A 25,025-nucleotide genomic window follows, 5' to 3' on the forward strand; every position below is an offset into this window, starting at 1 on the left:
GGATGTCGGTCTTCGGGGGGGCGTTCACACCGTGCCGAGCACGCGGTCGCGCGCGGCACGGAAGGCTTGGTACCCGTCGCGGTCCGGGTACGACCACGGAGCCGCGGTCGGATGCTCAGCGATGCGCAGGAACAGGGCGGCGGCCTCGCCGTCCCGGCCTTCGCAGATCTTGGCGTGGGCAAGGTGGTTGAGGTCGACGAGCCGGCGCGGATGGTCGCCGTGCTCCCACTCGAGCCACCAGTCGAAGGCGGCCTTCATCACCTGGCGGGCCCGGCGCCCGGCCCAGTGCCCGGAGGCGACCGGGTCGGCGGCCTCGCTCCCGGCACCGGCGAGCACCCGGTAGCGCTCGGCGTGCGCGACGACCGGAAGCATCGCGAGCGGCGAGTCCGCGGGCGACTGCTCGGCCGACCAGTTGGCGAAGTCGTACACCTCGTGCAGCGGGTCCTGGCCCGCCTCGGCCCGGCGTTCGGCGAGCCGGGCGACCATCAGGTGGTGCGCGTGGTGATGGACGGCGTGCCGGTGGCGCACCTCGTCGAAGAGGCGGACCACGTCGTCCTCGGCCCCGAGCGAGCGTTCCAGCAGGAGAAGTCCGAGCCAGGGGGTGGGGTCGTCCGGGGCGAGGGCCGCCGCGCGCCGACAGGCCTCGCGGGCACTGTCCGGGCGTTCCTTGCCGTGCAGGGCGCGCTCCACTGTGGCGCAGCCCAGCAGTACGGCGGCGTCGGCGGACTCCGGTTCGGCGAGCTGCCAGTCGCGGGCCCAGGCGAGCGTCGCGGACTCCTGCGCGAGGACGGTGACGCGGTGCCCGCGGCGGTCCCAGTCGTCGCCGGTCGCCGCGAGCAGGTCGCGGACGTCGGTCCACCGCCCCTGGTTCAACGAGGTACGTGCGGTTACGAGTTCGGCGTCGTCGAGAGCGGCGTCGAAGGCCTGGGACGTCCGCTTGCGGCCGCGGCCCAGGGGAGGTGGGGGTGGTGACACCGCTGCTCAACCTCACAGGCGCGGTTCGTCAAAGGGTGATCACGCACAGCAAACCCGGAGCCACGGGTTCAAGTCAAGCTCGGACCAAGTCACTACACGTGTCAACTGCCTTCGCATACGCCGTAGTTGTACGTGCCATGCTGTGAACGCCCCCGAACGGGCCTCCCCCGCACACGGCTTGAGCAGCCATCTTGCAGCCACCGCCCGAACAGCGGCCTTTGTGCGGTGCGTCGAGCCGCCGCCCCGATGCGGTGGCCTGAACGGCCGCCCGGCGTCACCCGCCGGACGGCCGCCCCGCACCCGGAAGGTCAGCTCACCGCTTCGGCCGCCGCCCGTCCCGCGGTGCGGCCGGAGAAGAGGCAGCCGCCGAGGAACGTGCCTTCCAGCGACCGGTACCCATGGACACCGCCACCGCCGAATCCGGCGGCCTCACCGGCGGCGTACACGCCCTCCAGCGGGTCGCCGCCCTCGGTCAGCACCCGCGAGGAGAGGTCGGTCTCCAGACCGCCGAGGGTCTTGCGGGTCAGGATGTTGAGCCGCACCGCGATCAGCGGGCCGGCCGCCGGGTCGAGGATGCGGTGCGGGGGTGCCGTGCGGATCAGCTTGTCGCCGAGGTACCTGCGGGCCCCGCGGACCGACATGACCTGGAGGTCCTTGGTGAAGGGGTTGGCGATCTCCCGGTCCCGCGCGACGATCTCGCGGCGCAGCGCCGCCTCGTCGATGAGCGGCTTCTCGGTGAGCGCGTTCATCCCGCGCACCAGCGCGCCGAGGTCCTTCTCGACGACGAAGTCGGCGCCGTTGTCCATGAACGCCTTGACGGGTCCCGGCACGTCCGCGCGGGCCCGCCCGATGACGCCCCTGATCGACTTGCCGGTGAGATCCGGGTTCTGCTCCGAGCCGGAGAGGGCGAACTCCTTGCCGATGATCTTCTGGTCGAGCACGAACCAGGTGTAGTCGTACCCGGTGCTCATGATGTGTTCGAGGGTGCCGAGCGTGTCGAAGCCCGGGAAGAGCGGGACCGGCAGCCGGTTGCCGCGCGCGTCGAGCCAGAGGGAGGAGGGGCCGGGCAGGATCCGGATGCCGTGCTTGTCCCAGATCGGGTTCCAGTTCTGGATGCCCTCGGTGTAGTGCCACATGCGGTCGCGGTTGATGAGGCGGGCGCCGGCCTCCTCCGTGATCCCGAGCATGGCGCCGTCGACGTGCGCGGGGACACCGGAGATCATCCGCTCGGGCGGGGTGCCGAGCCGTTCGGGCCAGTTGGCGCGGACGAGGTCGTGATTGCCGCCGATGCCTCCCGAGGTCACGATCACGGCCTGCGCCCTGAGCTCGAAGGAGCCGGTGACCGTACGGCTGCTCGCCTGGCCCCGCTCGATGCCGGACGGCTCCAGGACCTCTCCGGTGACGGTGTCGACGGAGCCCGCGCTGCGGGACAGACCGGTGACCCGGTGCCGGAACCGCAGCTCGACCAGGCCGCGGGCGACCCCTTCCCGTACCCGCCGCTCGAAGGGCGCGACGAGGCCGGGACCGGTCCCCCAGGTGATGTGGAAGCGCGGCACGGAGTTGCCGTGCCCGTTGGCGTCGTAGCCGCCGCGCTCGGCCCAGCCCACCACCGGGAAGAAGCGCACGCCCTGAGCGTGCAGCCAGGGCCGCTTCTCGCCGGCCGCGAAGTCGACGTACGCCTCGGCCCAGCGGCGCGGCCAGAGGTCCTCGGGCCGGTCGAAGCCGGCCGTGCCCATCCAGTCCTGGAGGGCCAGCTCGTGCGTGTCCTTGATCCGCATGCGGCGCTGCTCGGGCGAGTCGACGAAGAAGAGGCCGCCGAAGGACCAGTGCGCCTGGCCTCCGATCGACTGCTCGGGTTCCTGGTCGAGGAGGATCACCCTGCGGCCGGCGTCGACGAGCTCCGCGGTCGCCGCGAGGCCCGCGAGGCCCGCTCCGATGACGATCACATCTGCGTCGTAGGCCATGGGCCCGTCCTCTCGGCATTCCGACGGGTCTGATCGGCCGGCGTCACTGGGACGACCTGATGACGTTTGTCACGAACCGATCGGCGGCGTCGCTGGTTGGTGGGACATTGGTGGTGGTCGACCGTGCGGCCGACCAGCACTTGTTACTGATCGGTCCGAATCCTCGGCAAGAAAGGTGACCGAGTCAACCGCCTGGTTCCGGTTGCTGCTCCCGGGGCGGGGCCCCGGCCCATGGCACTACAGTCGGCGGCATACGCAACACTGGCCCGCCCCGACTTCTGACGCATCGAGGTACCCAGCGTGTCGGTACTGGTTCTGGTCCTCGCCGTGAGCGCGGCCTGCTGCCTGGGCTTCGGCTTCGTCCTCCAGCAGAAAGCCGCCTCGCACGCCCCGCTCAGCGACTTCCTCTCCCCCCGCATCCTGCTCGACCTCATCCGGGTCCCGGTCTGGCTGGGCGGTATCGGGCTCATGGTGTGCGGCATGGTCCTCGGAGCGATCGCGCTCGGCAACGGCGAGGTCTCGCTGGTGGAACCGCTCCTGGCGACCAATCTGCTCTTCGCGCTCGCCCTCTCCCGCCACCAGACCAAACAGCCGCTGGGACGGCAGGGCTGGTCCGGGCTCCTGCTGCTCGCCGGCGGTGTCTCGGCGTTCATCGTGGCCGGGCAGCCACAGGGCGGCGAGGCGGTCAGCGACCCGCTCCGGCACTGGCTGATCATCGGGATCGTGGTCGGTCTGGCCCTGCTGCTCACCACCTTCGCGAAACGGTCGCGGCTGAGCGCCGGGCCGGTGCTTCTCGCCACCGCCGCGGGGCTGTTGTACGGCCTCCAGGACGCGCTCACCCGGATCAGCGGCCAGCGGTTCAGCGCGGGCGGACTGGGCGAGCTGGTCACCGGGTGGCAGCCGTACGCGGTGCTCGTCCTCGGTGTGACCGGGCTGATCCTCGTCCAGAGCGCCTTCGAGACCGCGCCGCTGCGGATGTCGCTGCCCGCGCTCACCGCCGCCCAGCCGCTGGCCGGCATCGCCTGCGGGGTGGGCTTCCTCGGGGACCAGCTGCGCACCGACGCCGGCGCCCTCGCCTGGCAGGCCGCGGGGCTCGCGGGCATCGTGACGGGGATCGTCCTGCTGGGCATGCACCCGGCGATGCCCTCGGGCACGACGGAGCCCGAGCACTCGCGGGACCTCCAGCCGCACTGAGCCCCCTTCCCCACTCCGGCCGCCCCGGCACCGCGTGGGCTCCACCCGGCCGGCACCCCCGCATGCGCCCCGCCCCGGGCCCCGCACGTCACACACGCCCACCCGGCCCCACGGCGCCGCACGCTCCCCCGCCCGCCGCGATCCCCCGACACCGGAGCGCCGCACGCAGACGTCCCGCCCCGCGCTCCCCGCCCCGGCCCCACGGCGCCCTCGCTCCCGCCGTCGAGCCATCGCCCTGCGCCACCCGGCCCACCCGGGCCGCCCGGCCTGCCCCGGGCACCCGGTCCCGCGCCACCCCGACGGCCGCGGGCGCCCCCTCCGTGGAGCCGGAGCTGCTTGGATGGGTTCCATGAGTGCCACTGACGAGATCCTCGACATCGTGGACGAGAACGACCAGGTCGTCGGGCAGTCCCCGCGCGGGGAGGCGTACGCGCGCGGGCTGCGTCATCGATGCGTGTTCATCGAGGCGCGGGACGCCCGGGGCCGGATCTTCGTGCATCGGCGCACCCCCACCAAGCTGGTGTTCCCCTCGTTCTACGACATGTTCGTCGGCGGGGTCGTCGGCGCGGGCGAGTCCTACGACGACGCGGCGCTGCGCGAGGCCGAGGAGGAACTCGGGGTCTCCGGCCTCCCCAGGCCGACCCCCCTGTTCAAGTTCCTGTACGACGACGGGACGGGCGCGACCTGGTGGTCGGCCGTGTACGAGGTCCGCTGCGAGCTTCCGGTGAACCCGCAGGCCGAGGAGGTCGCCTGGCACGACTTCCTCACCGAGGACGAGATCGAGCGCCGCCTGGACGAGTGGACGTGGGTGCCGGACGGGCTGGCGGCCCGCGAGCGGCTCACGGACTACCGGGCGATGGACTGAACCGTCCGCCCGGACCCCGCCGGACGGCACCGGACGGCACCGGAGGAGCCTCGCGCGGAGCTCCCCGGTAGGGTCCTGGGCGTGATCGAACTCGTGCGCAATGTCCGGTTGTGGTTCGCGCCGCGGGAGATCCGGTCCGAGGGCACCACCCCTGACTACCGGTTCTCCCTGGCCAACGAGCGGACCTTCCTGGCCTGGCTGCGCACCGCGCTCGCGCTCATCGGCGGTGGCTTCGCGGTGGACCAGTTCCTGCCGGACCTGCGCTGGGCCTGGCGGGCGGGCCTCGCCCTGGCGCTGCTGGCGGCGGGCGTGCTCTGCGCCCTGCGGGCCGTCAACCACTGGGTGCGCTGCGAGCGGGCGATGCGTCGCGGCGAGGACCTGCCGGTGTCCCGCTTCCCTGCGGTGCTGAGCATCGTCGTCGCGGTCGTCGCCGTCGCGATGGTCGTCGTCGTCCTGGTCGGCTGGGCGGGATGACCACCGCCCGCCGGGAGGAGCGCGACCCGGGCCTCCAGCCGGAACGCACCCGGCTGGCCTGGCGCCGTACGACCCTCTCCTGCACCGTCGCCGCGGTGTTCGCCGCGAAGGCCGCGCTGCGCGACAGCGGCTCGGCCGCCGGGATCGTGGCGTTCGCGTTCTGCTGCGTCCTCTGGCTGGCGTTCCTCGCCCTCGCCCACAGCCGCATCCGGACCCTGGCGGCCGCGGACCCCTCGGGTCCGGCCACGCTCATGCCCCGGCACGCGACGGCGACCGCCCTGTGCACGGTGGCCATGGCCGCGGTCGCGCTGGTGCTGGTGTTCTAGTCCGAGGCGGAGGGCCCGGGCCTCCGGGCCTCCGGGAACCGGTTCCGCGGCGAGACGCCGATCACGTTTCGGTCAGCCGCTGGACGACATACCGACTGGTCGGCATCATGGTCATGTCCCGTTCCCGTGTGCTGAGGAGCAATGATGAGCCCGGACCACCCGCCAGGTCTCGATCTCGACCGGCTGCGCGGCCTGCTCGACCGTGAGCGGCCCGGACTCGTGAACGGCCCGCTGACCGGCCGGCTGATCGAGGGCGGACGGTCGAACCTCACGTACGCGGTCTCCGACGGCACCGCCCGGTGGGTCGTACGGCGGCCCCCGCTCGGCCATGTGCTGGCCACGGCGCACGACATGAAGCGCGAGCACCGGGTGATCAGCGCGCTGCACCCGACGGCCGTGCCGGTCCCGGACCCCGTGCTCCTGTGCGAGGACGATTCGGTGCTCGGCGCCCCGTTCTACGTCATGGAGTTCGTGGAGGGCACCCCGTACCGCACCGCGGACCAGCTCGCCCCGCTCGGACCGCAGCGCACCCGCGACGCGGTGCTCGGCCTGGTGGACACCCTGGTCGAACTGCACGCGGTGGACCCGGCCGAAGTGGGACTCGCCGACTTCGGCCGCCCCGAGGGCTTCCTCGACCGGCAACTGCGCCGCTGGGGAAAGCAGTTGGACGCGTCCCGCAACCGCGAGCTCGCCGGGATCGACGAGCTGCACGCGGCCCTCGGACGCGAACTGCCCGACTCCCCCGCGCCCACCGTCGTCCACGGCGACTACCGGCTCGACAACGTGCTGATCGGGCCCGACGACCGGATCAGGGCGATCCTGGACTGGGAGATGTCCACGCTCGGCGATCCGCTCACCGACCTCGGGCTGCTCGTCATGTACAGCACGCGCCTGGAGCTGCCCGACTCCCCCATCAGTACGACCGCTTCGGCCGCCGGGCATCCCGAGGCGGCCGAGATCGTCGAGCGGTACGCCGCGCGCTCGGGGCGCGACGTCTCCGCGGTCTCCTGGTACACGGCCTTCGCCTGGTTCAAGCTCGCCGTGATCCTCGAGGGCATCCACTACCGCTACACCAAGGGCCAAACCGTCGGCGCGGGCTTCGACCGCATCGGCGAGCTGGTCCCCGTCTTCATCGAGCACGGCCTGACCACCCTTCAGGAAGGCTGACCCGCCATGGACTTCGCATTCGACGCGCGCACCGAAGAGCTGCGCGGGAAGCTGCTCGCCTTCATGGACGAGTACGTCTATCCGGCGGAAGCCGTCGCGGAGGAGCAGCGCGCCCTGCTGGCCTCGCCGTGGGACACACCCGCCGTGGTCGGCGAGTTGAAGGCCGAGGCCCGCAGGCAGGGTCTGTGGAACCTGTTCCTGCCGGACTCCGAGCACGGTGCCGGGCTGACCAACCTCCAGTACGCGCCGCTCGCCGAAATCACCGGCCGCAGCCCGCACTTGGCGCCCACCGCGCTGAACTGCGCGGCCCCGGACACCGGGAACATGGAGGTGCTCGCCCAGTTCGGCGACGAACGGCAGAAGAAGCAGTGGCTGGAGCCGCTGCTCGCCGGGGAGATCCGTTCCGCGTTCGCGATGACGGAGCCCGAGGTCGCCTCCTCCGACGCGACGAACATCACGACGCTGATCGAGCGGGACGGCGACGAGTACGTCGTCACGGGCCGCAAGTGGTACATCTCCGGGGCGATGAACCCCGACTGCAAGATCTTCATCGTGATGGGCAAGACGGACCCGGACGGCGCCGACATCCGCCGCCAGCAGTCGATGGTCCTGGTCCCGCGCGACACCCCCGGCCTCGAGGTCCGGCGCGCCATGCGGGTGTACGGCTACGAGGACCACTCCCACGGCGGGCACGCGGAGGTCGTCTTCGACCATGTCCGGGTCCCGGTGAGCAATCTGGTCGGCGAGGAGGGCGGCGGTTTCGCCATCGCGCAGGCGCGGCTCGGTCCGGGCCGGATCCACCACTGCATGCGGCTGATCGGCATGGCCGAGCGGGCCATCGAGCTGATGTGCCGGCGGGCTGTGTCGCGTACGGCGTTCGGTAAGCCGCTGGCCCAGCAGGGTGTCGTGCAGAACTGGATCGCCGACGCCCGGGTCGCCGTCGAGCAGCTGCGGCTGCTGGTCCTGAAGACGGCCTGGATGATGGACACGGTGGGCAACAAGGGCGCCCACACCGAGATCCAGGCCATCAAGATCGCCACTCCGCGCACGGTCGTGGACATCCTCGACAAGGCGGTCCAGCTGCACGGTGCGGGCGGTGTCAGCCAGGACTTCCCGCTGGCCGAACTGTGGGCCGCCGCGCGGACGCTGAAGCTCGCCGACGGTCCCGACGAGGTCCACCAGCGCTCGCTGGCCCACCGGGAGATCAAGAAGTACGTCTGACCGTGAACGTGACGTCACAGCACTGCGGCCCCACCGGACGGTGGGGCCGCAGTGCTCTGTCAGGGTCTTTGCCCCTGCGCGCTACGGGCGCAGTGCGCGCAGCAGCAGGTCGGCCAGATGGTCGGCGACCTCCTGGGGGGCGAGGGGGCCGTCCGGGCGGTACCACGTGGACAGGTGGTGGACCGAGCCGAAGTGGTAGTCGACGACCAGGTCGGCGGGGGTGGCCGTGGAGAAGACGCCCTTCTTCTGGCCCTCCTCGACCAGGGCCCGGAAGCGCTCGTGGTAGCGGCGCCGCTCGGACCGCACCTGCTTGAGCTTCTCGGGGCCGAGATGATGCATCGACCGGAAGAAGATCGAGGCGTCGTCGAGGTTGTCGATGGTCGTGACGACCACGTCGGCCGCCGCGCGCCGCAGTCGCTCCTCGACGGGCGCGTCCGCGTCGGCGAAGGCGTCGAGCCGCTCCTGCTGGAGGCGCAGCACGCGCGCGTAGACCTCGTGCAGGAGGTCGTCCTTGGAGCCGAAGTAGTGGTAGAGGGCACCCTTGGTGACACCCGCCGCCTCGACGATCTCCTGCACCGAGGTGCGGTCGTAGCCCTGCTCCGCGAAGAGCCGGGTGGCGGCGGCAAGGAGCCGCTGCGGAACAGGAGCCCCGTCCCCGTCCGTCGTCCTGGGCACTGCCGCCACCTGCCTTTCGTGCGATACGTCTTCGAACGTTGTCTTTTGTCCGCGAGGAGTCCTGGAGACTGCCGGGAGCCCTGGAGACTACTGGGAGTACCGGAGACTACTGGGAGTGGGAGTACCGGAGACTACTGGGACTCCTGCGACCGGGAACGCAGTTCCCGACGAAGGATCTTCCCAGTCGCCGTCTTCGGCAGTTCGGGCAGGATCTCCACCCGCCGCGGATATTTGTAGGCGGCCAGTCTCTCCTTGCAGTACGCGGCCAGCGCCTCGGGGTCCTCGGCGGCTCCGGGCCGCAGGCTGATGTACGCCATGACGGTCTCCCCGCGGTAGCCGTCCGGGATCCCGACGACGGCCGCCTCGCGGACCGCCGGGTGGGTGTGAAGGACGTCCTCGACCTCGCGCGGCCAGACCTTGAAGCCGGACGCGTTGATCATGTCCTTCTTGCGGTCGACCACGTAGAGCCAGCCGTTCTCGTCCATGAAGCCGATGTCCCCGGTGCGCAGTTCGCCGTCCGGGAAGGTCTCGGCGGTCGCGTCGGGGCGGCGCCAGTAGCCGGGTACGACCTGCGGACCGCTGACGAGGATCTCGCCCTGCTCGCCGAAGGGGACCTCCTGGCCCAGGTCGTCGACGATGCGTACGACGGAGTCCGGACCCGGTACGCCCACGGCCAGGGTCCCGGAGGCCGGGTCGACCGGCGCCTCGAGACCCGGCGGCACGGAGGCGCAGGGCGCGGTGCACTCGGTGAGTCCGTAGCCGTTGCGGATGTAGGGCCCGAAGCCGGCCCGGAACCGCTCGACGAGGGCGGGCGGCAGCGGGGCGCCGCCGGAGGAGATGTTCACGAACGACGAGAAGTGGTCCGGCGTGACGTCCGGGTGGGCGGCCAGTGCCATGAAGGCGGTCGAGGGGCCGACGGTGTAGAGCGGCCGGTGTTCGGCGAAGGCGTCGAGGACGACCCCGGCCTCGAAGCGGTACGCGAGGACGAGGGTGCCCGCGCTGTCGAGGCAGGCGGCGAGCTGGCAGACCATCCCGGTGATGTGGAACAGCGGCGCCAGCGCGAAGTACACGGGCGCCTCGGGCAGCGCGAGGCCGGTCCGCTGCCGCTCGGCGTTGTACATGATGTTGCCGTGTGTGTTGGTGGCTCCCTTGGGGGTGCCGCTGGTGCCCGAGGTGTAGCTGATCAGTGCGATGTCGGACGGGCCGAGGACGCGGTCGCCGGGTGCCTCGTGTCCCTGCCGGGCGACGGCGAGGAGGTCGTCGGCCGCCTTGTCGAGGGGCAGGCGCTCGAAGGCCAGCACGCGCGGGTCGTTCCGGGTCTGGAGATCGAGTTCGCAGGCGGTCAGCACGACCCGTACCGGCGAGTCGGCCGCGGTCTCGCGCAGATAGGCGTCGAAGGCGCGGTCGGAGCAGACGAGGGCGCTCACCTCGGCGTCGTCCAGGACGTGCCGGACCTCGCCGGACTTGTACATCGGGTTGACGGGCACGACCGTGGCGCCGGCCTTCCACGCGCCGAGCAGGGCGACCACGAAGTGCGGGGAGTTCTGGAGCATGATCGCCACACGGTCGCCCCGCTCCAGGCCGCCGGCGGCGAGGTGCCCGGCCACGGAGTCGCTCAGCTCGTCGAGTTCGCGGTAGCTCAGCCGCCCGTCGAAGTAGGCGAGCGCGGTGCGGTCGGGGGTGCGGGCGACGACGTCCGCGAGGGCGTGCACCAGGGTGTCGGCGGGATTCACCGGGCCACGCTGCGCCTCACTGAGAAGCGCCACCCAGGGCCGGTCGGCGTAGCGGGTCACTCGGCGCCCTCCAGCTTCTGCTGGAGGTGGTTCATGTTCGTCATCCAGCGGTCGGGGTCGGCGGCCCGCGCCTGGTAGTACGCGGCGACCTCGGGGTGCGGCAGGACCAGGAAGCGGTCCTCCTCGATGCCCTTCATGAGCGCGTCGGCGACGGCCGAGGGCTCGATGGCGGTGGGCTGGAGCACGAGGTCGCCCGCGCTGCCGGTGGCGTCCAGCATGTCGGTGCGCACGCCCTGGGGGCAGATCGCGTGCACCTTCACCCCGCGGTGGCGGTACGTGAGGGACAGCCATTCGGCGAACGCGTACGCGCCGTGCTTGGTGACGCTGTACGGCGCGGCGCCGATCATCGTGAGCAGTCCGGCGGCGGAGACGGTCGAGACGAACCGGCCGCTGCCGCGCTCGAGCCAGTCCGGGAGGAGGGCGTGGGCGGCGCGTACGTGGGCCATCACGTTGACGTCCCAGGCCAGCGCCCACACGCTCTCGTCGGCGGCTTCGGAGCCGCCCGAGGCGACGCCCGCGTTCGCGCAGTAGACGTCGACGGTGCCGCCGAGTGCGTCGCGGGCCTCGGCCACGATCAGGGAGGCGTCGCCCACGACCGCGATGCCGCCGATCTCGTCGGCCACGGCCTTCACCTTGTCCGGGTCGAGGTCGTTGACCACGACCCGTGCTCCCTCGGCGGCGAAACGGCGGGCCAGCGCGGCCCCGATGCCTCCCCCCGCTCCGGTGACGACGACTCCCGCACCCTGCATGGCTTCCACCACGGGTCTCCTTCGACGCGACGTGACACGGCTCTGCTGCGACGCCAGACTAACCGGTCGGTATGTACCAGGGGAAGGGCTCCCGGCCACTGTGCGGCGGCCCTGTGACGAGCCACGACAGGCCGGTGGTGTCCGTGCCCTACGAACTTCCCCCGGGAGCCCTTAGCGTGCCTGTGCCAGCCTTCCGCGATCACGGAGGTCCCATCATGCGCATGTCCCGACGGTCACTGCTCGCGGCCGGCACCGCCGCGGCCGCCCTGACCCCGCTGCCCGCCGGGGCGGCGGTACGGGCCGCGAACCCCGGCACCCGGCTGCGCACCGGCTTCGAGCGGCTGGCCGGGGACGGGTACGCCCGGCTCGGCGGCGGGCACGTCGGGATCGTCACCAACCCCACGGGCGTCACCCGCGACGTCCGGCACATCGTCGACGTCATGCACGCCGACACCCGGGTGGACCTGACCGCCGTCTTCGGCCCCGAGCACGGATTCCGGGGCACCGCGCAGGCGGGCGGCTCCGAAGGCCGCTACGACGACCCGGCGACCGGACTGCCCGTCTACGACACGTACTTGAAGAGCGGTCAGGTTCTCGCCGACATCTTCACCGCGTCCGGCGTGGACACCGTCGTCTTCGACATCCAGGACGTGGGAGCACGCTTCTACACGTACATCTGGACGCTGTACGACTGCATGGAGGCCGCACAGCTCGCCGGCAAGCGGTTCGTGGTGCTCGACCGGCCGAACCCGGTCACCGGACGGTCGGCCCAAGGACCGGTGCTGCACCAGGAGTTCGCGACGTTCGTCGGACGCCGGCCGATCGCCCAGGCGCACGGGATGACGGTGGCGGAGCTGGCCCGGCTCTTCAACGGGGAGTTCCTGACGGCGACCGTGGAACTGGACACGGTGCTCATGTCGGGCTGGAGCCGCGGGGAGTTCTACGACGCCTCGGGGCTGCCCTGGGTGCCGCCGAGCCCGAACATGCCGACGGCGGACACCGCGCTGGTGTACTCCGGGACCTGCCTGTTCGAGGGGACGAACCTGTCAGAGGGGCGGGGGACGACGCGCCCCTTCGAACTGCTCGGCGCGGAGGGCCTCGACGGGCGCTGGGCCGCGGCGGCCGGTGAACTGGACCTGCCCGGCGTGCACTTCAGAGAGGCCTACTTCGCTCCGACCTTCTCCAAGTTCCAGGGCAGAACCATCGGGGGGGTGCAGATCCATGTGCACGACCGGGCGGCGTACGAGCCCGTCCGTACCGGAATCGCCCTCCTGGTGACCGCGAAGAAGGCCTGGAGCGGCTTCGCCTGGCGCCCCGACAACTGGATCGACAAGCTGACCGGTTCGACGCTGGTGCGCACGATGACCGACGCGGGCGCGGGCACCGACGAGGTCGTGGCGGCCTGGCAGGACGAGCTGGAGGCCTTCCGCCGGGTCCGCAAGCACTACCTCATCTACGAGTGAGCCGAGGCCCATTACCACGAAAGAGTGACGGATGCGCGATGAATAGGCCGTGACGTATGGCCAACTTTCCCCGCCGGGTGGACGATGCGCCCATATCGCACCGCCCGCGGGGTCAGGGGGCCAGAAATGACGGAACCGGCAGTGAGTGTTTCTCCCTACTGGGAGCTGACCTTCGACGCGGACGGGGACGCAAACGGCCACGAACGGGACCGATGGCTCGAGGAGGTGCCGCGGCACGGTGTCCGCGACCTGATCGTCTTCACGCACGGCTGGAACAACGACCGGTCCGCGGCCACCCGGCTCTTCAGCCAGTTCTTCGAACCCGTCCCGGAGCTCGCGCCCACCGCGCGCCTCGGCTACGTCGGAGTGGTCTGGCCCTCGATGCGGTTCTCGGACGAACCGATCCCGGACTTCCCGCCGTCGGTTGCCGCCGATGTCACCGAGGACAGCGCCTCGCCGCTCGGCAAGAACACCCGGCACGCCCTGCTCGAGGTGTTCCCCGGCCGCGCCACCGTGGTCGAGCAGATCGCCCGGCTGCTCGACCAGCAGCCGGACGAGGGAGCCTCGTTGGAGGAGTTCGGCCGCCTCGTACGGCTGCTCGTCGAGGTCCGGCCGCAGGGTCCGCAGGCCTCCTTCGCGGCGGACACCCTGGCGGAGGGCGTACCGGAGAGCGATCCCGAGATGCTCTTCGGGGACACCGCGACGGTGTGCGCCGAGTTCGCTCAGGCGCTCGCCGGTACGCAGGCCCCCGCGTTCGCGCTGCCCCGGCTGTGGGACGGTGCGCTCGAACTGCTGCGCCAGGCGACGTACTACGCCATGAAGAGACGCGCGGGCACCGTCGGCGAACGCGGCCTCGGACGGGCGGTCGGCCGGCTCGCGGCGGTCGCACCCGACGTACGGGTGCATCTGGTCGGGCACAGCTTCGGCGGCCGGCTGGTCTCCTTCGCGCTGCGGGGGCTTCCTCCGGGAGTGCACACGGTCAAGTCCGTGACGCTGCTCCAAGGCGCCTTCTCGCACTACGCGTTCGCCCCGCGGCTTCCCCACGATCCGCGTGCGAGCGGGGTGCTGGACGGGCAGTACCACCGGATCGACGGCCCGCTGGTGTGCTGCTACTCCCACTTCGACTCGGCGCTCGGCACGGTCTATCCGCTGGCCTCGCGGATGGCGGGGGACGACCGGTCGGTCGTGGCGGACTTCGGCATCGGCAGTGTCCTCGGCACACAGTGGGGCGCGATGGGCCACGACGGGGTGCAGGCGGTGCCGGGGACGGCGTCGTTCACGCTCGCCGAGGCCCTGCGCACCCGGCTGCCGGTCTCGGGGTGCGTCAACATCGACGCCGCCTCGGTGGTGTGCCGGGGCGGCGCGCCCGCGGGCGCGCACAGCGACATCTGTCATCGCGAGCTGGCCCAGGTGGTGCTGGCGGCGGGCCGCGTCCGCTGACCCGCCGCCGCTTCGGCGCCGACCGCCCCCAGGTGTGTCGGCCTGGAGGCTGCCGGCCGGCGCCGTTCCGTGCTCACCGGTGCGAGGTGTACTCCACGACCTGCTGGAAGGTCGGCCGGTTCTGCCAGGTGATCTTGCCGTGCTTGATGCCGCCGAGCGTGCGCTGCACGATCGAGTCGGCGCACCACTGGTCGCCCGCCGAGCACTGGTCGTCACCGGGGTAGACGGTCGACGCGCTCTTGCCGGCCGCCTCCTTCAGCGAGCTGATCAGGGCGTCCCGGCAGGCGCTGAGGCTGCCCGCGCCGCAGTACTTCTGCGACAGGCCACCCTGCACCGACTCACCGAGCACCGTCCGGATGTCCTTGTCGACATAGCTCCACCAGCCGTACTGGAAGGAGCTTCCGGCGTGCGAGCCGGTCGGTCCGTGTCCGGCGGACGGCGCTTCGTCGACGGGGAGGTTGCTGCCGAACGCGGTGTAAAGGTCGCTGCCGAGCCCGGGCTGGAACTCCGCCTTCACCAGCAGCGGCCACCAGGCGTCCAGGAGGCGGATCGCGTCGGCGTTGGCGTAGGTGTGCGAACCCGACGACGTCTCCGTGCGCTTGGCGCCCGCCGTCACCCACGCGGACAGCTTGGTCACCGCCGCGGCGGCCGTGGAGTCCGTGACCGGCGAGCCGTTGACGACCTTGAGCAGGTTCGGGAGCACGTCCTCGGCCCGCAGATCGGCCAGTGACGCGTCGGCCATCGCCTTCACCAGCGCGGACCTGGTCACGCCGCCCGCCGCGACCAGCTTGGACACCCGGTCCTCCAGCAGGTCTCCGCGGTGCACGGAGCCGTCGCCCCAGGAGGCCGTGGTGTAGTCCTTGGCCTGCTTGTTGTTCCAGGAGATGTAGTAGTCCTGGTCCACCGAGTTGGGGTGCGCGGACGCCGGCGTGTAGGAGGCGGTGTTGGTGGCCGGGTCCCAGTTCTGCCACTCGTACGCGGCCTGCGCCCACACCGGGAACTCCGCGTCGACGCCGCTCGCCCGCACCGGGTTGTCGCCGCTGTTGTAGTAGGCGGTGTGCGCCGAGTCGGCGTAGAACCAGTTGAAGGTGTAGTTGATGTTCTGCGCCGCGCTCTGGAAGGTCGCCGGACTCTTCACGTAGTCCGGGTCGTTGAGCATCTGGAAGCCGATGATCGAGTCGGCCTCGTGCATGTAGGAGGAGCGCAGGGTGGTGTACGCGACCTTCTTGCCGCCCACGGTCGCGCGGTACTCCACGGGCCCGTACTTGGTCCGGTAGACCTGCATCCGGTACGAGCCGGCCGCGGTGCCGTCGGCGGTGGTCGGCTTCCAGGAGTTGGTCCGCTCGACCTTGTCCATCGCCGTGCAGGTGCCGTGGTACAGGTAGTGGTAGTCGTCCTGGCACAGTTCGACGGCGTACGTGTCGATGATGTCCTGGCCGGAGGTCGTCGCGCTCCAGGAGTAGTCCTGGCCGCGGCCGAGTTCGACGTACATGCTCAGGCCCGCGAAGGAGGCGCCGCGGGCGCTGATCCCGGGCCCCTGGATCTCCTGGAGCATGAGCAGCTGTGGCGCGAAATAGCCGGTCTGCGGACCGAAGACCGCGATCGGGTGGCCGCTGGCGGTGTGGTTCCCGCTCACCACGAGGGCGTTGGACATTCCGCGCTTGGCGGAGGTGAGCGAGGTCGTGGCCGCCGTGGCCGAGGCGCCGGTGGCGCTCGCGGTGGCCGCGCTGCCGGTGCGGTCGTAGACCAGCGGTTCCTGGGCCACCGAGCCGGCGTCGGGCAGTGCCTCGCCCTGCGGGCTGTCCGGCCTGGCGGCGTACGGGAAGCTCTGGCCGTTGTGCACGGTGAGCGCCGCTTCCGGGTCGTTGCGCTCCCGGAAGGACTCCCAGACCTTGGTGCCCTCGGTCACTCCGTACTGGGACTGGGCGGCCAGCAGCGAGAGCGCGTTGTTGACCTCGCCGCCGCCCCCGGAGCCGAACAGCGAGCCGATGACGGAGGCGAGCGCCACCAGGTCGGTGAGCTTGAAGTGGTCGATGGTGCCGGCGTTGGTGATGGAGTCCTTGTGGCCGGTCAGGACGTATTCGCCCGGGAAGTAGCGCCCGCTGTCGGAGGCGTCGATGTAGGAGTTGATGCCGTCGAGGTAGGCGTTGGCATCGGCGAGGGCCTGGGTGCCACGGGCTCCGGCCTTGCCGGTCGCTTCGTCGATCTGGGCCTGGAGATCGGCCTCGGTGTAGGGCGCGTTGCGCCAGAACTCCTGCTCCAGGCCCTGGTTGGAGGCGGCGCCGCCCGCGAAGCTGGTGAGCTGGCCGCGGCCGACATGGCGGAACACGTCCATCAGCCACAGCCGGTCCTGGGCCGCGGCGTACCCGGCGCCGTACTCGGTGCCGTAGCGGGTGGTGCCGGTGATGTGCGGGACGCCCGTCTTCTTGTCGCGGACGATCGTCACGTCGGTGCGGCCGCCGGGCTTGGTGGTCGACTCGACCTGGTTGGAGGCGACGCCGAAGGAGGCGTCGTTGAAGAAGTCGTTGATCTTGGCATCGGTGAGGGTCGAGTAGCCCGAGGCCAGGTTGCCGTAGAGGCCGAGCTGGTCCTCGGCGTGACCGGGCTGGGTGCCGAAGACCTGGTTGAGCAGGATCTGGGCGAGGGTGGCGTTGCCGTTCTCACCGGGCGGCAGGATGTCGGAGCACTGGCCGCCGCAGTAGTCGTTCGCGGCGACCGTGGTCGAGGTGTCCGCGGCGGCCGCCGGGGAAAGCGGCGACAAAAGGCCGGCAATGAGCACGCATAGGGATGCTGCCTTGAGGAACTTGGGGAATCTGCGGGGAGTTCTCAGTCTGTCCAAGGTGGTGCGTGGGTTGCTCGGTGGCATGTCAGCTCCTACCGACGGGGGGTGGGCCGGACGTTACCGCCGGTATCCCCGAGTTTGAAGATGAACATGCGTCAGTTTTTTGGATTCACAGCGGCCGAGGGCGCGCCGCCGCTCCGGTCGATGGCCGTCCGGCGGCGACAGAGGGCAGGCCCGAGGCACTCGGCGGGAGGCTCGCGGGGGGGCGTCGAAAAATTGGATGGAGCCGAATCGCTTGTCGATACGTCTACTCGACGACGTCCGTACGGGACGGCGCCGAAGTGACCGGAGTACAGGTGCAGGTGTGACGGAGGTGCAGGACGATGGCCGGTTTCCGGAGTCTGGCGAGACAGACGCGAGATCCGAGGTGTGATCTGGCACTGCGACGGTACTCACTGCGCAAGTGCCTGGAGAGGTTCGCCCCTTACGGGCATCGGGCGACCTGGGACCATCTGTGTTCCCGGGCCGGGTTCGAGCCCGAGGACCGCTCCCCCGATCCGGCGCGGCTCGTGGCCGCACTGGACGAACTGGAGGAGGCCCGCTCCGTCTGGCTCGCCTACGAGGTCGAGTTCGCACAGCGTCGCAAGAAGGAGAAGCACGACGGGCTGCGCAGGCCGGGCAGTGTCGACGACTGGCACCGCCTGACCTGGGGCGGCTTCGGCGTCGCCTGGTGCGACAACCCCCGTGTCCACCCTCATGAACCACTGGGCGAGGTGCTGCGCCGGCTGATCGCGGCGCTGGAGCGCCGGCCGGGCGCGGTCTGCCCGGTGTGCGCCGGCGGACGCCTCGTCTGGATGTACGAACTGGCCCACGAACCGTCGTCGGGCCCCGTCTGCACGAGCTGCGGAATCGTGGTGCCGCGGCCCGTCCTGACCCCGGAAGCACTGGCCGGCGCCAGGCGCGGCCGGCTGCTCGTGTCCGCGTGAGCGCCCCGCCCGGCCGAGCGGTGCCGGGCAGCGGAACCAGGGGGTGAACCGTCGGCCGCGGAAGGCCCGTGGCCGGACACGCCGTTCGCGGCGCGGGGACAGCCGGGGGGTGTCCCGCGCCGTCGGGGGTGATACGGGCCGTCGGAACCGAGCCCGGATCGGCAAGGCGACGCCGTCGTGCCGATGCCGTGCGGGCGACGGCCCGACCGGCGGCGGAGGCGGTCGCCGTCCTCGCCACGGCCTGCGCGGCAGCCTGCCCTCGAAGCCCGGCGTGCACCGGGACCGAGAAGAACGCACGGTGACCGTAGCAGCCGTAAACCCGCTGGTTCCAGCCTTTTCCCGCGCGGAAAGTTGGGGGCGATGGAGAACGGCTGAGCAACCCGAGGAGCCCCCGTGTCGACGCTGCGCGTCACCGCCGAAGTGCTGACGATCCACGAACACCCGAACGCCGACGCGCTCGAACTGGCCCAGGTCGGCCTGTACCGCGCCGTGGTCGCCAAGGGCGCGTACCGCACCGGGGAACGGGCCGTGTACATCCCCGAGCAGTCCGTGCTGCCGGCCCCGCTGATCGAGGAGCTGGGGCTGACCGGGCGGCTCGCGGGAAGTTCGTCGGACCGAGTGAGGGCGGTGCGGCTGCGCGGCGAGCTGTCGCAGGGCATCGTGTGCCGACCGAAGTCGCTGGCGGACGTGGACCTCGCGCGGGCCGCGGAGGACGGCACGGACTTCGCGGAGTTCCTCGGCATCGTGAAATGGGTGCCGCCGATCCCGCCGACGATGAACGGCGATGTCGAGGCGGCGCCCGATCTGCTGCCCTGGGTCGACATCGAGAACATCCAGCGGTATCCGGACATCTTCACGCCGGGCGAGCCGGTCGTCGTGACGGAGAAGCTGCACGGTTCGGCCTGCCTGCTGACCTACCTCGCCGACGAGGGCCGCGCCCAGGTGTCCTCGAAGGGCTTCGGCGCCAAGTCCCTGGCGCTGAAGGAGGATCCGCGCAACCTGTACTGGCGCGCGGTGCACGGCCACGGTGTCGCCGAGGCCGCGGCCCGGATCGCGGGACGCCTCGGCGCGCGCCGCGTGGGCATCTTCGGCGAGGTCTACGGGGCGGGTGTGCAGGATCTGACGTACGGCGCCGACGGGCGGCGCGAGGCGATCGGCTACGCCGTGTTCGACGTGTCCGCGGAGATCGACGGCGAGGTCCGCTGGCTGGACGCGCAGGAGCTGCTGGCCGGCGAACTCCCGCTCGTACCAAGGCTGTACGAGGGCCCGTACGACGTCGAGCGCGTCCTTGGGATCGCCTCCGGCCGGGAGACCGTGTCCGGTCGCGCGCTGCACCTGCGCGAGGGAGTCGTGATCCGTCCCGGGTCCCCCGCTCCCGGCGGGCCGGAGGGAACCCTCACCGCCGCCGAGCGGTACAGCCCGGTGACGGGCGGGCGGGCCATCGCGAAGGCGGTCAGCCCGGCCTACCTGACCCGCAAGGGCGGCACCGAGTACGAATAGGGGCGGGCCGGGGACGGATGTGTCAGCGGCGGTCTCCCGCCGCCGGTTCGCGGTGCGGTCCTGGTTCGCACGCGGCCGCCGGTCTCCGCTCCCGCGGCGCCGGCGGCTGTGCGCCGGCCTGCTCCACCATGAGCCGGGAGCCGGTCCGGCGCTCGCCGAGGACGTCGTCGGGGTTGGAGAGCACACAGGTCTCCAGGGAGAGGCAGCCGCAGCCGATGCAGTCCGTGAGGTGGTCGCGCAGCCGGCCGAGCTGTTTGATGCGCTCGTCGAGTTCGGAGCGCCAGGCCCGGGACAGCCGGGCCCAGTCCTCCCGTGTCGGGGTGCGCTCCTCGGGGAGTTCGGCGAGCGCCTCGCGGATGGTGGCGAGCGGGATGCCGACGCGCTGGGCGGCCCGCACGAAGGCGACACGGCGCAGCGCGTCACGGTGGTAGCGGCGCTGGTTGCCCGACGTGCGGCGGCTGCTGATGAGGCCCTTGGACTCGTAGAAGTGCAGGGCGGAGACGGCGGCGCCGCTGCGGGCCGACAACTGTCCGACGGTCAGCTCATGGACCGTCTCGGGAATCTGGGGCACCCGCCCAACCTACCCACCGCGCCACCCGTCCGGTCCGTTGACATGCGCCGCCCGGCGGACCATGCTAAGCAGTCGCTTAGACTATGAGATGCGGGAGGCCAGGGACATGGCAGAGCCGAGGACGTTCGCGACGGTCGACGAACTGCGGGGCGCCGTGGGCGAGCAGCTGGGCCACACGGACTGGGTCGAGATCGAGCAGAAGCGGATCGACCTCTTCGCGGAGGCGACCGGCGACCACCAGTGGATCCACGTCGACCCCGAGAAGGCCGCGACGGGCCCGTTCGGCACCACGATCGCGCACGGCTATCTCACCCTGTCGCTGCTGCCGCTCTTTGGCCCGCAGCTGATCCGCGTCGAGGGCGTGAAGATGGGCGTCAACTACGGGACGAACAAGGTCCGTTTCCCCGCCCCCGTCCCGGTCGGCTCGCGGCTGCGCGCCACCGCGACGATCACCGCGGTGGACGACGTGCCCGGTGGCGTGCAGGTCTCCGTCGCCTTCACCGTGGAGCGCGAGGGCGGCGACAAGCCGGTCTGCGTCGCGGAGTCGGTGTCGCGCTACTACCTGTGAACCACGCCCGGGGCGGGCGCCCGCGCCTTCATGGGCCCCGGGCCAGGGCCCACGCCCGTGCGTCCGGACCACCGAGCCCCGCGCCCGCGCGTCCGTGACCGTGACCGGGCAGGGGCTGCCGAGGCGGCCTACTCCTTGAATCCCACCATCCGCCGGACCAGGTCGGCGTACAGCGCGCCGACCTCGTCCGGTGTGCGGGGGCCCTCGACGTTGAACCAGCGCGCCACGTCGATGCACAGGGACAGCACGGCGACGGTGGTGCCGGGGACGTCCGGGACGTCGAACTCGCCCGTCGCGACACCGTCCTGGATGATGCCCCGGACCTCCGCGTCGACCTGCCGGCGCAGCGCGATGATCTCCGCCCGGGCGTCGTGCCCGAGGGCCTCCAGCTCGTACTGGACCACGCGCGCGGTGGTGTGCTGGCCCGCGTGCCACCGTACGAAGGAGCGCACGGCGTCGGAGAGCCGGTCGGCCGCCGTGCCCTCGGCCGCGGCGGCGGTGCGCACGATGTCGAGCGCCTTGTCGTGTCCGATGCGGCTGATCCGGTGGAGCAGCTCTTCCTTGGTCTTGTAGTGGATGTACAGCGCGGCCGGACTCATGCCCGCGCGGCCCGCGATGTCCCGGGTCGTCGTCGCGTGGTACCCGCGCTCGGCGAAGGCCTCCACCGCGGCGACGAGCAGCCGCCGCGCCGCGTCCGGGGTCACCTCGGCCCACGGCTGCATCTCGCCGCCGGGCGTCTCCTGCGCCGTACTCATCGCTGTTCGCCCCTTCTCGACTGACAGGGTGAACACCATACCCCTGAACCTGAGCGGGCGCTTAGCGTCGTCGGCCGGTCAGGGCCGCCCGGGGGTTCAGAGCTTCTCGAACGGGTCGTACACCCGGCCGCCGGGGCGGTTGCCGTCCTGACGGTCGCGGATCACCTTGGCGAGGGTGAAGGCGGAGGTCACCAGGTAGAGGACGGCGACGGCCAGGAAGGCCCGCACCCATGCGTCGGCCTGGAGTTTGAAGATGCCGATGGCGGTCGCGGCCATCGCGACGGAGAAGGAGGCCACGGCCTGGCCGTAGAAGGCTGCCGTGTTCTGCTGTTTGACGGGCGTCTCGGTCATGGGACAAGGATCGGCGGATGTGGCCGCCGCCACATCCGCCGTCGTACTCAGGAAGGTACTCAGAGTCAGAACGCCGAGACGCCCGTCAGAGCCCGCCCTATGACCAGTTTCTGTATCTGGCTGGTGCCTTCGTAGAGGGTCATCACACGGGCGTCGCGCAGCAGCTTGCCGACCGGGTACTCGTCGATGTAGCCGTAACCGCCGTAGACCTGGAGGGCGTTGTTCGCCGCGCGCACCGCGGCCTCCGAGGCGAAGAGCTTGGCCTTCGAGGATTCGGTGGCGAACGGCAGCCCGCGGTCGATGAGGTCGGCGACCCGCCAGGTCAGCAGCCGCGCCGCGTCCACGTCGACGGCGATGTCGCTGATCAGTTCCTGGACGAGCTGGTGGTGCGCGATGGTCTTGCCGAACTGCTCCCGCTCGGTCGCGTACGTCACCGCCGCGTCCAGGGCGGCCTGGGCGATGCCGACGCAGCCCGCGGCCACCGACATCCGGCCCTTCGCGAGCGCCGACATGGCCACCGCGAAGCCCTTGCCCTCGGGCGCCATCATGGCCCTCGCCGGCACACGCACGTCCTCGAAGGCGAGTTCGGCGGTGGCCTGGCCGCGCAGCCCGAGCTTGCCGTGGATGGTGCGGCGGGTCAGACCCGGGGTGTCGGTGGGCACCAGGAAGGCGGAGACGCCCTTGTGGCCCGGGGCGTCGTTGGAGCGGGCGAAGAGCAGGACGACATCGGCCCAGGTGCCGTTCGTGATGAACATCTTGCTGCCGTTGATGACGTAGTCGTCGCCGTCGCGTACGGCCCGGGTCGAGAGCTGTCCCGCGTCGGAGCCGGTGCCGGGCTCGGTGAGCCCGAAGCAGCCGACGTACTCGCCGGAGGTCAGCCCCGGCAGCCAGTGCCGCTTCTGCTCCTCGCTCCCCCAGTGCGCGATCGTCTTGGCGACGAGTCCCAGCGAGACGGAGACGATCCCGCGCACGGAGGAGTCGCCCCGCCCCAGTTCCTCGGTGACCAGGCAGTACGCGAGATGGTCGCCGCCGCTGCCGCCGTACTCCTCGTCGATCGTGAGGCCGAGGAAGCCGACCTCGCCGAGCTTCTTCACGATGGAGCGGTCGACCTCTTCGGCGCGGTCCCACGCGACGACGTGCGGGGCGATCTCACGGCGCACGAAGTCCTTGGCGAGTCGCTGGACGGCGGTCTGCTCATCGCTGAGCCCGAGGTTCATGCCGGGTCACCCCACAGTCGGCGGACTTTGAAAGCCGTACATTTAAATTAGCACTGCTAGTTTCATGGTGCAGCCCTACTATGTGCGCCATGGCCCGACCGCGCAAGCCCCTCCTCAGCACCGGCCGCATCGTCGAGACGGCACGGGCACTGGTGGACGCCGAGGGCCTGGCAGCCGTCTCGACACGCCGGCTCGCGGCTGAACTGGGGGTGAGCGGGCCCTCCCTCTACAACCACTTCCGCACCAAGGACCAGATCCTTGAGGCAGTCGCGGACTCGGTGAGCGCGCAGGTCGAGCTGTCGATGTTCGAGGACGGCCGCGACTGGCGGACCGCGCTGTACGACTGGGCCGTCTCCTACCGCGCGGCCCTGCGCGACCATCCGAACATCGTCCCGGTCCTCGCGCGCGGGCCGGGCCGCAGACCGGCCGGACTCCGGCTCGCCGACGCCGTCTTCGGCGCCATGGTCGACGCCGGCTGGCCGCCGGCCCAGGCCACCTCGATCGGGGCGCTGATGCGGTACTTCATCATGGGCTCCGCGCTGGGTTCCTTCGCCGGGGGCTTCGTGGACGACGAGAGCGCGTACGACCCGGCCGACTATCCCCACCTGGGACAGGCGCACCTCCTCGCCGAACAGCAGGAGAAGATCGACGAACGGGCCTTCGAGACGGGCCTCCGAGCACTGCTGGACGGCCTCGCGGTGCAGTACGCGGGGCTGGGCCGGGAAGCCTGAGCGGGGCGGTCCCCGGCGGCACCCGGCATGTCTCCGACTCGGCGCCGTGCCGGCCACCGGGCTCGGCTCCTGGCCGGCCACCGGGCTCGGACCCACGTCGACCTGCGCGTCCGAAATCCGCGAGCCCGGGCGTGGTGACCCGCCTAGTCTCAGGAGCATGATGAACACCTCCCCTGTAGCGCCGCCCGGGCGGCGTGCGCAGTTGCTCGCAGCCGGTGCGGCGACCGTCACCGTCGGACTGTGGGCCTCCGCGTTCGTCGCGATCCGCAGCGCGGGCGCCTCGTACTCGCCCGGCGCGCTGGCACTCGGACGGCTGCTGGCGGGGGCGCTGGTGCTCGGTGCCGTGTGCGTCGTACGGGGTGAGGGGCTGCCGCCGCGCGATGCCTGGCGCGGCATCGCGATATCCGGGGTGCTGTGGTTCGGGTTCTACATGGTCGCCCTGAACTGGGGTGAGCAGCAGGTGGACGCCGGTACGGCGGCGCTGGTGGTGAACATCGGCCCGATCCTGATCGCCCTGCTCGGGGCCAGGCTGCTGGGGGACGCGATGCCGCCGCGGCTGCTGGCCGGCATGGCGGTGTCGTTCGCGGGAGCGGTCGCGGTGGGGCTGTCGATGTCCGGCGGCGGCGGTTCCTCGGTGCTCGGGGTCGTGCTGTGCCTGCTCGCCGCCGTCGCGTACGCCGCCGGGGTCGTCGCGCAGAAACCGGCGCTCGGGCGCGCGAGTGTGCTCCAGGTGACGACCTACGGCTGTCTGGTCGGGGCCGTGGTGTGTCTGCCGTTCGCGGGACAGCTCGTCCACGACGCGGCCCACGCCCCCCTCACGGCGACGCTCGACATGGTCTATCTGGGCGTCTTCCCGACCGCGCTGGCGTTCACGACCTGGGCGTACGCCCTCGCCCGGACGAGCGCGAGCCGTATGGGCGCGACAACGTACGCGGTGCCCGCCCTGGTGGTGCTGATGTCCTGGCTCTTCCTCGACGAGGTTCCCGGGCTGCTGACCCTGGCGGGCGGTGTGCTGTGCCTGGCGGGCGTGGCCGTGTCGCGCTCCCGGCCGCGCGGAGGACCGGCCTCGGCGAGCGCGCCCGAACCGGGTGCCGCCGGGCCGGACGCGGGGCCCGATGCCGGTCCGGACGCCGGGCACGGTACGGCTCCCGGGCCGGCCCGGACCGCGGCCACCGCTCCTGCCGGTGCTCCGGCGCCCACGTCCGCCCCTGAGCCGGGGAAGCGGACGGAACAGCCGTGACTCCGGGCCGCCTCGGGC

General features: G+C 71.5%; 23 protein-coding genes. 13 read left to right on the forward strand and 10 right to left on the reverse strand.

Annotated features, from left to right (window positions below; genetic code table 11):
* Positions 1-24: 24 nt before the first annotated feature.
* The gene (locus ABZV42_RS34560) at positions 25-975 is read right to left on the reverse strand and encodes a hypothetical protein (RefSeq protein WP_355982451.1); all 951 of its coding nucleotides are present in this window, start codon (positions 973-975) and stop codon (positions 25-27) included.
* 308 nt (positions 976-1,283) lie between these two features.
* The gene (locus ABZV42_RS34565) at positions 1,284-2,939 is read right to left on the reverse strand and encodes an FAD-binding dehydrogenase (protein WP_355982449.1); all 1,656 of its coding nucleotides are present in this window, start codon (positions 2,937-2,939) and stop codon (positions 1,284-1,286) included.
* Positions 2,940-3,239: 300 nt separating this feature from the next.
* On the opposite strand from ABZV42_RS34565, the gene ABZV42_RS34570 reads away from it, so the two are divergent.
* The 6 genes from ABZV42_RS34570 to ABZV42_RS34595 all read left to right on the forward strand — a co-directional run bounded on the left by ABZV42_RS34570 (position 3,240) and on the right by ABZV42_RS34595 (position 8,186).
* Complete coding sequence (locus ABZV42_RS34570; protein WP_355982447.1) at positions 3,240-4,133, forward strand: DMT family transporter; 894 nt, start codon at positions 3,240-3,242, stop codon at positions 4,131-4,133.
* A 349-nt stretch (positions 4,134-4,482) separates the two neighbouring features.
* Positions 4,483-4,998 (forward strand): NUDIX domain-containing protein, encoded by a 516-nt coding sequence (locus ABZV42_RS34575; protein ID WP_356055420.1) that lies wholly within the window; start codon positions 4,483-4,485, stop codon positions 4,996-4,998.
* 81 nt (positions 4,999-5,079) lie between these two features.
* The gene (locus ABZV42_RS34580; protein ID WP_356055421.1) at positions 5,080-5,472 is read left to right on the forward strand and encodes a DUF202 domain-containing protein; all 393 of its coding nucleotides are present in this window, start codon (positions 5,080-5,082) and stop codon (positions 5,470-5,472) included.
* Positions 5,469-5,798, forward strand: coding sequence for a DUF202 domain-containing protein (locus tag ABZV42_RS34585; protein WP_355982441.1), 330 nt, complete (start codon positions 5,469-5,471; stop codon positions 5,796-5,798). The genes ABZV42_RS34580 and ABZV42_RS34585 overlap by 4 nt, the downstream gene beginning before the upstream one ends.
* A gap of 144 nt (positions 5,799-5,942) precedes the next feature.
* The gene (locus ABZV42_RS34590; protein WP_355982439.1) at positions 5,943-6,965 is read left to right on the forward strand and encodes a phosphotransferase family protein; all 1,023 of its coding nucleotides are present in this window, start codon (positions 5,943-5,945) and stop codon (positions 6,963-6,965) included.
* A gap of 6 nt (positions 6,966-6,971) precedes the next feature.
* Entirely contained in the window at positions 6,972-8,186 is a 1,215-nt protein-coding gene (locus ABZV42_RS34595; RefSeq protein ID WP_356055424.1) for an acyl-CoA dehydrogenase family protein, read from the forward strand.
* Between the two features lie 81 nt (positions 8,187-8,267).
* Here the strand turns inward: ABZV42_RS34595 and ABZV42_RS34600 are convergent, their stop codons facing one another.
* The 3 genes from ABZV42_RS34600 to ABZV42_RS34610 all read right to left on the reverse strand — a co-directional run bounded on the left by ABZV42_RS34600 (position 8,268) and on the right by ABZV42_RS34610 (position 11,415).
* Positions 8,268-8,861, reverse strand: coding sequence for a TetR/AcrR family transcriptional regulator (locus tag ABZV42_RS34600; protein WP_355982436.1), 594 nt, complete (start codon positions 8,859-8,861; stop codon positions 8,268-8,270).
* A gap of 131 nt (positions 8,862-8,992) precedes the next feature.
* Positions 8,993-10,654 carry an AMP-binding protein gene (locus tag ABZV42_RS34605; RefSeq protein WP_355982434.1) on the reverse strand — a complete coding sequence of 554 codons (1,662 nt, stop codon included), beginning with the start codon at positions 10,652-10,654 and terminating at the stop codon, positions 8,993-8,995.
* Positions 10,651-11,415, reverse strand: a complete 765-nt coding sequence (locus ABZV42_RS34610; protein ID WP_355982432.1) for an SDR family oxidoreductase — start codon at positions 11,413-11,415, stop codon at positions 10,651-10,653. Before ABZV42_RS34610 ends, ABZV42_RS34605 begins: the two co-directional genes overlap by 4 nt.
* A 203-nt stretch (positions 11,416-11,618) precedes the next feature.
* Here ABZV42_RS34610 and ABZV42_RS34615 point away from each other — a divergent pair, with 203 nt between their 5' ends.
* Both ABZV42_RS34615 and ABZV42_RS34620 read left to right on the forward strand, forming a co-directional pair.
* On the forward strand, positions 11,619-12,866 hold the full coding sequence (locus ABZV42_RS34615; protein ID WP_356055426.1) for a DUF1343 domain-containing protein: 1,248 nt from the start codon (positions 11,619-11,621) through the stop codon (positions 12,864-12,866).
* A gap of 126 nt (positions 12,867-12,992) precedes the next feature.
* On the forward strand, positions 12,993-14,306 hold the full coding sequence (locus ABZV42_RS34620) for a serine-threonine protein kinase (protein ID WP_356055428.1): 1,314 nt from the start codon (positions 12,993-12,995) through the stop codon (positions 14,304-14,306).
* A gap of 73 nt (positions 14,307-14,379) precedes the next feature.
* Here the strand turns inward: ABZV42_RS34620 and ABZV42_RS34625 are convergent, their stop codons facing one another.
* The gene (locus ABZV42_RS34625; protein WP_356055431.1) at positions 14,380-17,172 is read right to left on the reverse strand and encodes a penicillin acylase family protein; all 2,793 of its coding nucleotides are present in this window, start codon (positions 17,170-17,172) and stop codon (positions 14,380-14,382) included.
* 299 nt (positions 17,173-17,471) lie between these two features.
* Between ABZV42_RS34625 and ABZV42_RS34630 the strand changes: the two genes are divergently transcribed.
* Both ABZV42_RS34630 and ABZV42_RS34635 read left to right on the forward strand, forming a co-directional pair.
* Positions 17,472-18,074: a hypothetical protein gene (locus tag ABZV42_RS34630; RefSeq protein WP_355982425.1), complete on the forward strand. Its 603-nt coding sequence runs from the start codon at positions 17,472-17,474 to the stop codon at positions 18,072-18,074.
* A gap of 393 nt (positions 18,075-18,467) precedes the next feature.
* On the forward strand, positions 18,468-19,574 hold the full coding sequence (locus ABZV42_RS34635) for an RNA ligase (ATP) (protein WP_356055433.1): 1,107 nt from the start codon (positions 18,468-18,470) through the stop codon (positions 19,572-19,574).
* Positions 19,575-19,596: 22 nt separating this feature from the next.
* On the opposite strand, the gene soxR is transcribed toward ABZV42_RS34635, so the two are convergent.
* Positions 19,597-20,145 (reverse strand): redox-sensitive transcriptional activator SoxR, encoded by a 549-nt coding sequence (gene soxR, locus ABZV42_RS34640; protein WP_355982421.1) that lies wholly within the window; start codon positions 20,143-20,145, stop codon positions 19,597-19,599.
* A gap of 106 nt (positions 20,146-20,251) precedes the next feature.
* Between soxR and ABZV42_RS34645 the strand changes: the two genes are divergently transcribed.
* Positions 20,252-20,713, forward strand: a complete 462-nt coding sequence (locus ABZV42_RS34645; RefSeq protein WP_355982419.1) for a MaoC family dehydratase — start codon at positions 20,252-20,254, stop codon at positions 20,711-20,713.
* A 128-nt stretch (positions 20,714-20,841) separates the two neighbouring features.
* On the opposite strand, the gene ABZV42_RS34650 is transcribed toward ABZV42_RS34645, so the two are convergent.
* From ABZV42_RS34650 to ABZV42_RS34660, 3 genes are all read right to left on the reverse strand, one after another.
* Positions 20,842-21,468: a TetR/AcrR family transcriptional regulator gene (locus ABZV42_RS34650; protein WP_355982417.1), complete on the reverse strand. Its 627-nt coding sequence runs from the start codon at positions 21,466-21,468 to the stop codon at positions 20,842-20,844.
* A gap of 96 nt (positions 21,469-21,564) precedes the next feature.
* Positions 21,565-21,819, reverse strand: coding sequence for a YiaA/YiaB family inner membrane protein (locus tag ABZV42_RS34655; RefSeq protein ID WP_355982415.1), 255 nt, complete (start codon positions 21,817-21,819; stop codon positions 21,565-21,567).
* Between the two features lie 65 nt (positions 21,820-21,884).
* Complete coding sequence (locus ABZV42_RS34660; protein ID WP_356055435.1) at positions 21,885-23,036, reverse strand: acyl-CoA dehydrogenase family protein; 1,152 nt, start codon at positions 23,034-23,036, stop codon at positions 21,885-21,887.
* An 89-nt stretch (positions 23,037-23,125) separates the two neighbouring features.
* On the opposite strand from ABZV42_RS34660, the gene ABZV42_RS34665 reads away from it, so the two are divergent.
* Positions 23,126-23,767 (forward strand): TetR/AcrR family transcriptional regulator, encoded by a 642-nt coding sequence (locus ABZV42_RS34665; RefSeq protein WP_355982411.1) that lies wholly within the window; start codon positions 23,126-23,128, stop codon positions 23,765-23,767.
* A 157-nt stretch (positions 23,768-23,924) separates the two neighbouring features.
* Complete coding sequence (locus ABZV42_RS34670) at positions 23,925-25,007, forward strand: DMT family transporter (RefSeq protein WP_356055437.1); 1,083 nt, start codon at positions 23,925-23,927, stop codon at positions 25,005-25,007.
* Positions 25,008-25,025 lie beyond the last annotated feature (18 nt).

The sequence above is a fragment of the Streptomyces sp. NPDC005281 genome, from assembly GCF_040607495.1.
In the GTDB taxonomy this organism is placed as follows: Bacteria; Actinomycetota; Actinomycetes; order Streptomycetales; family Streptomycetaceae; genus Streptomyces.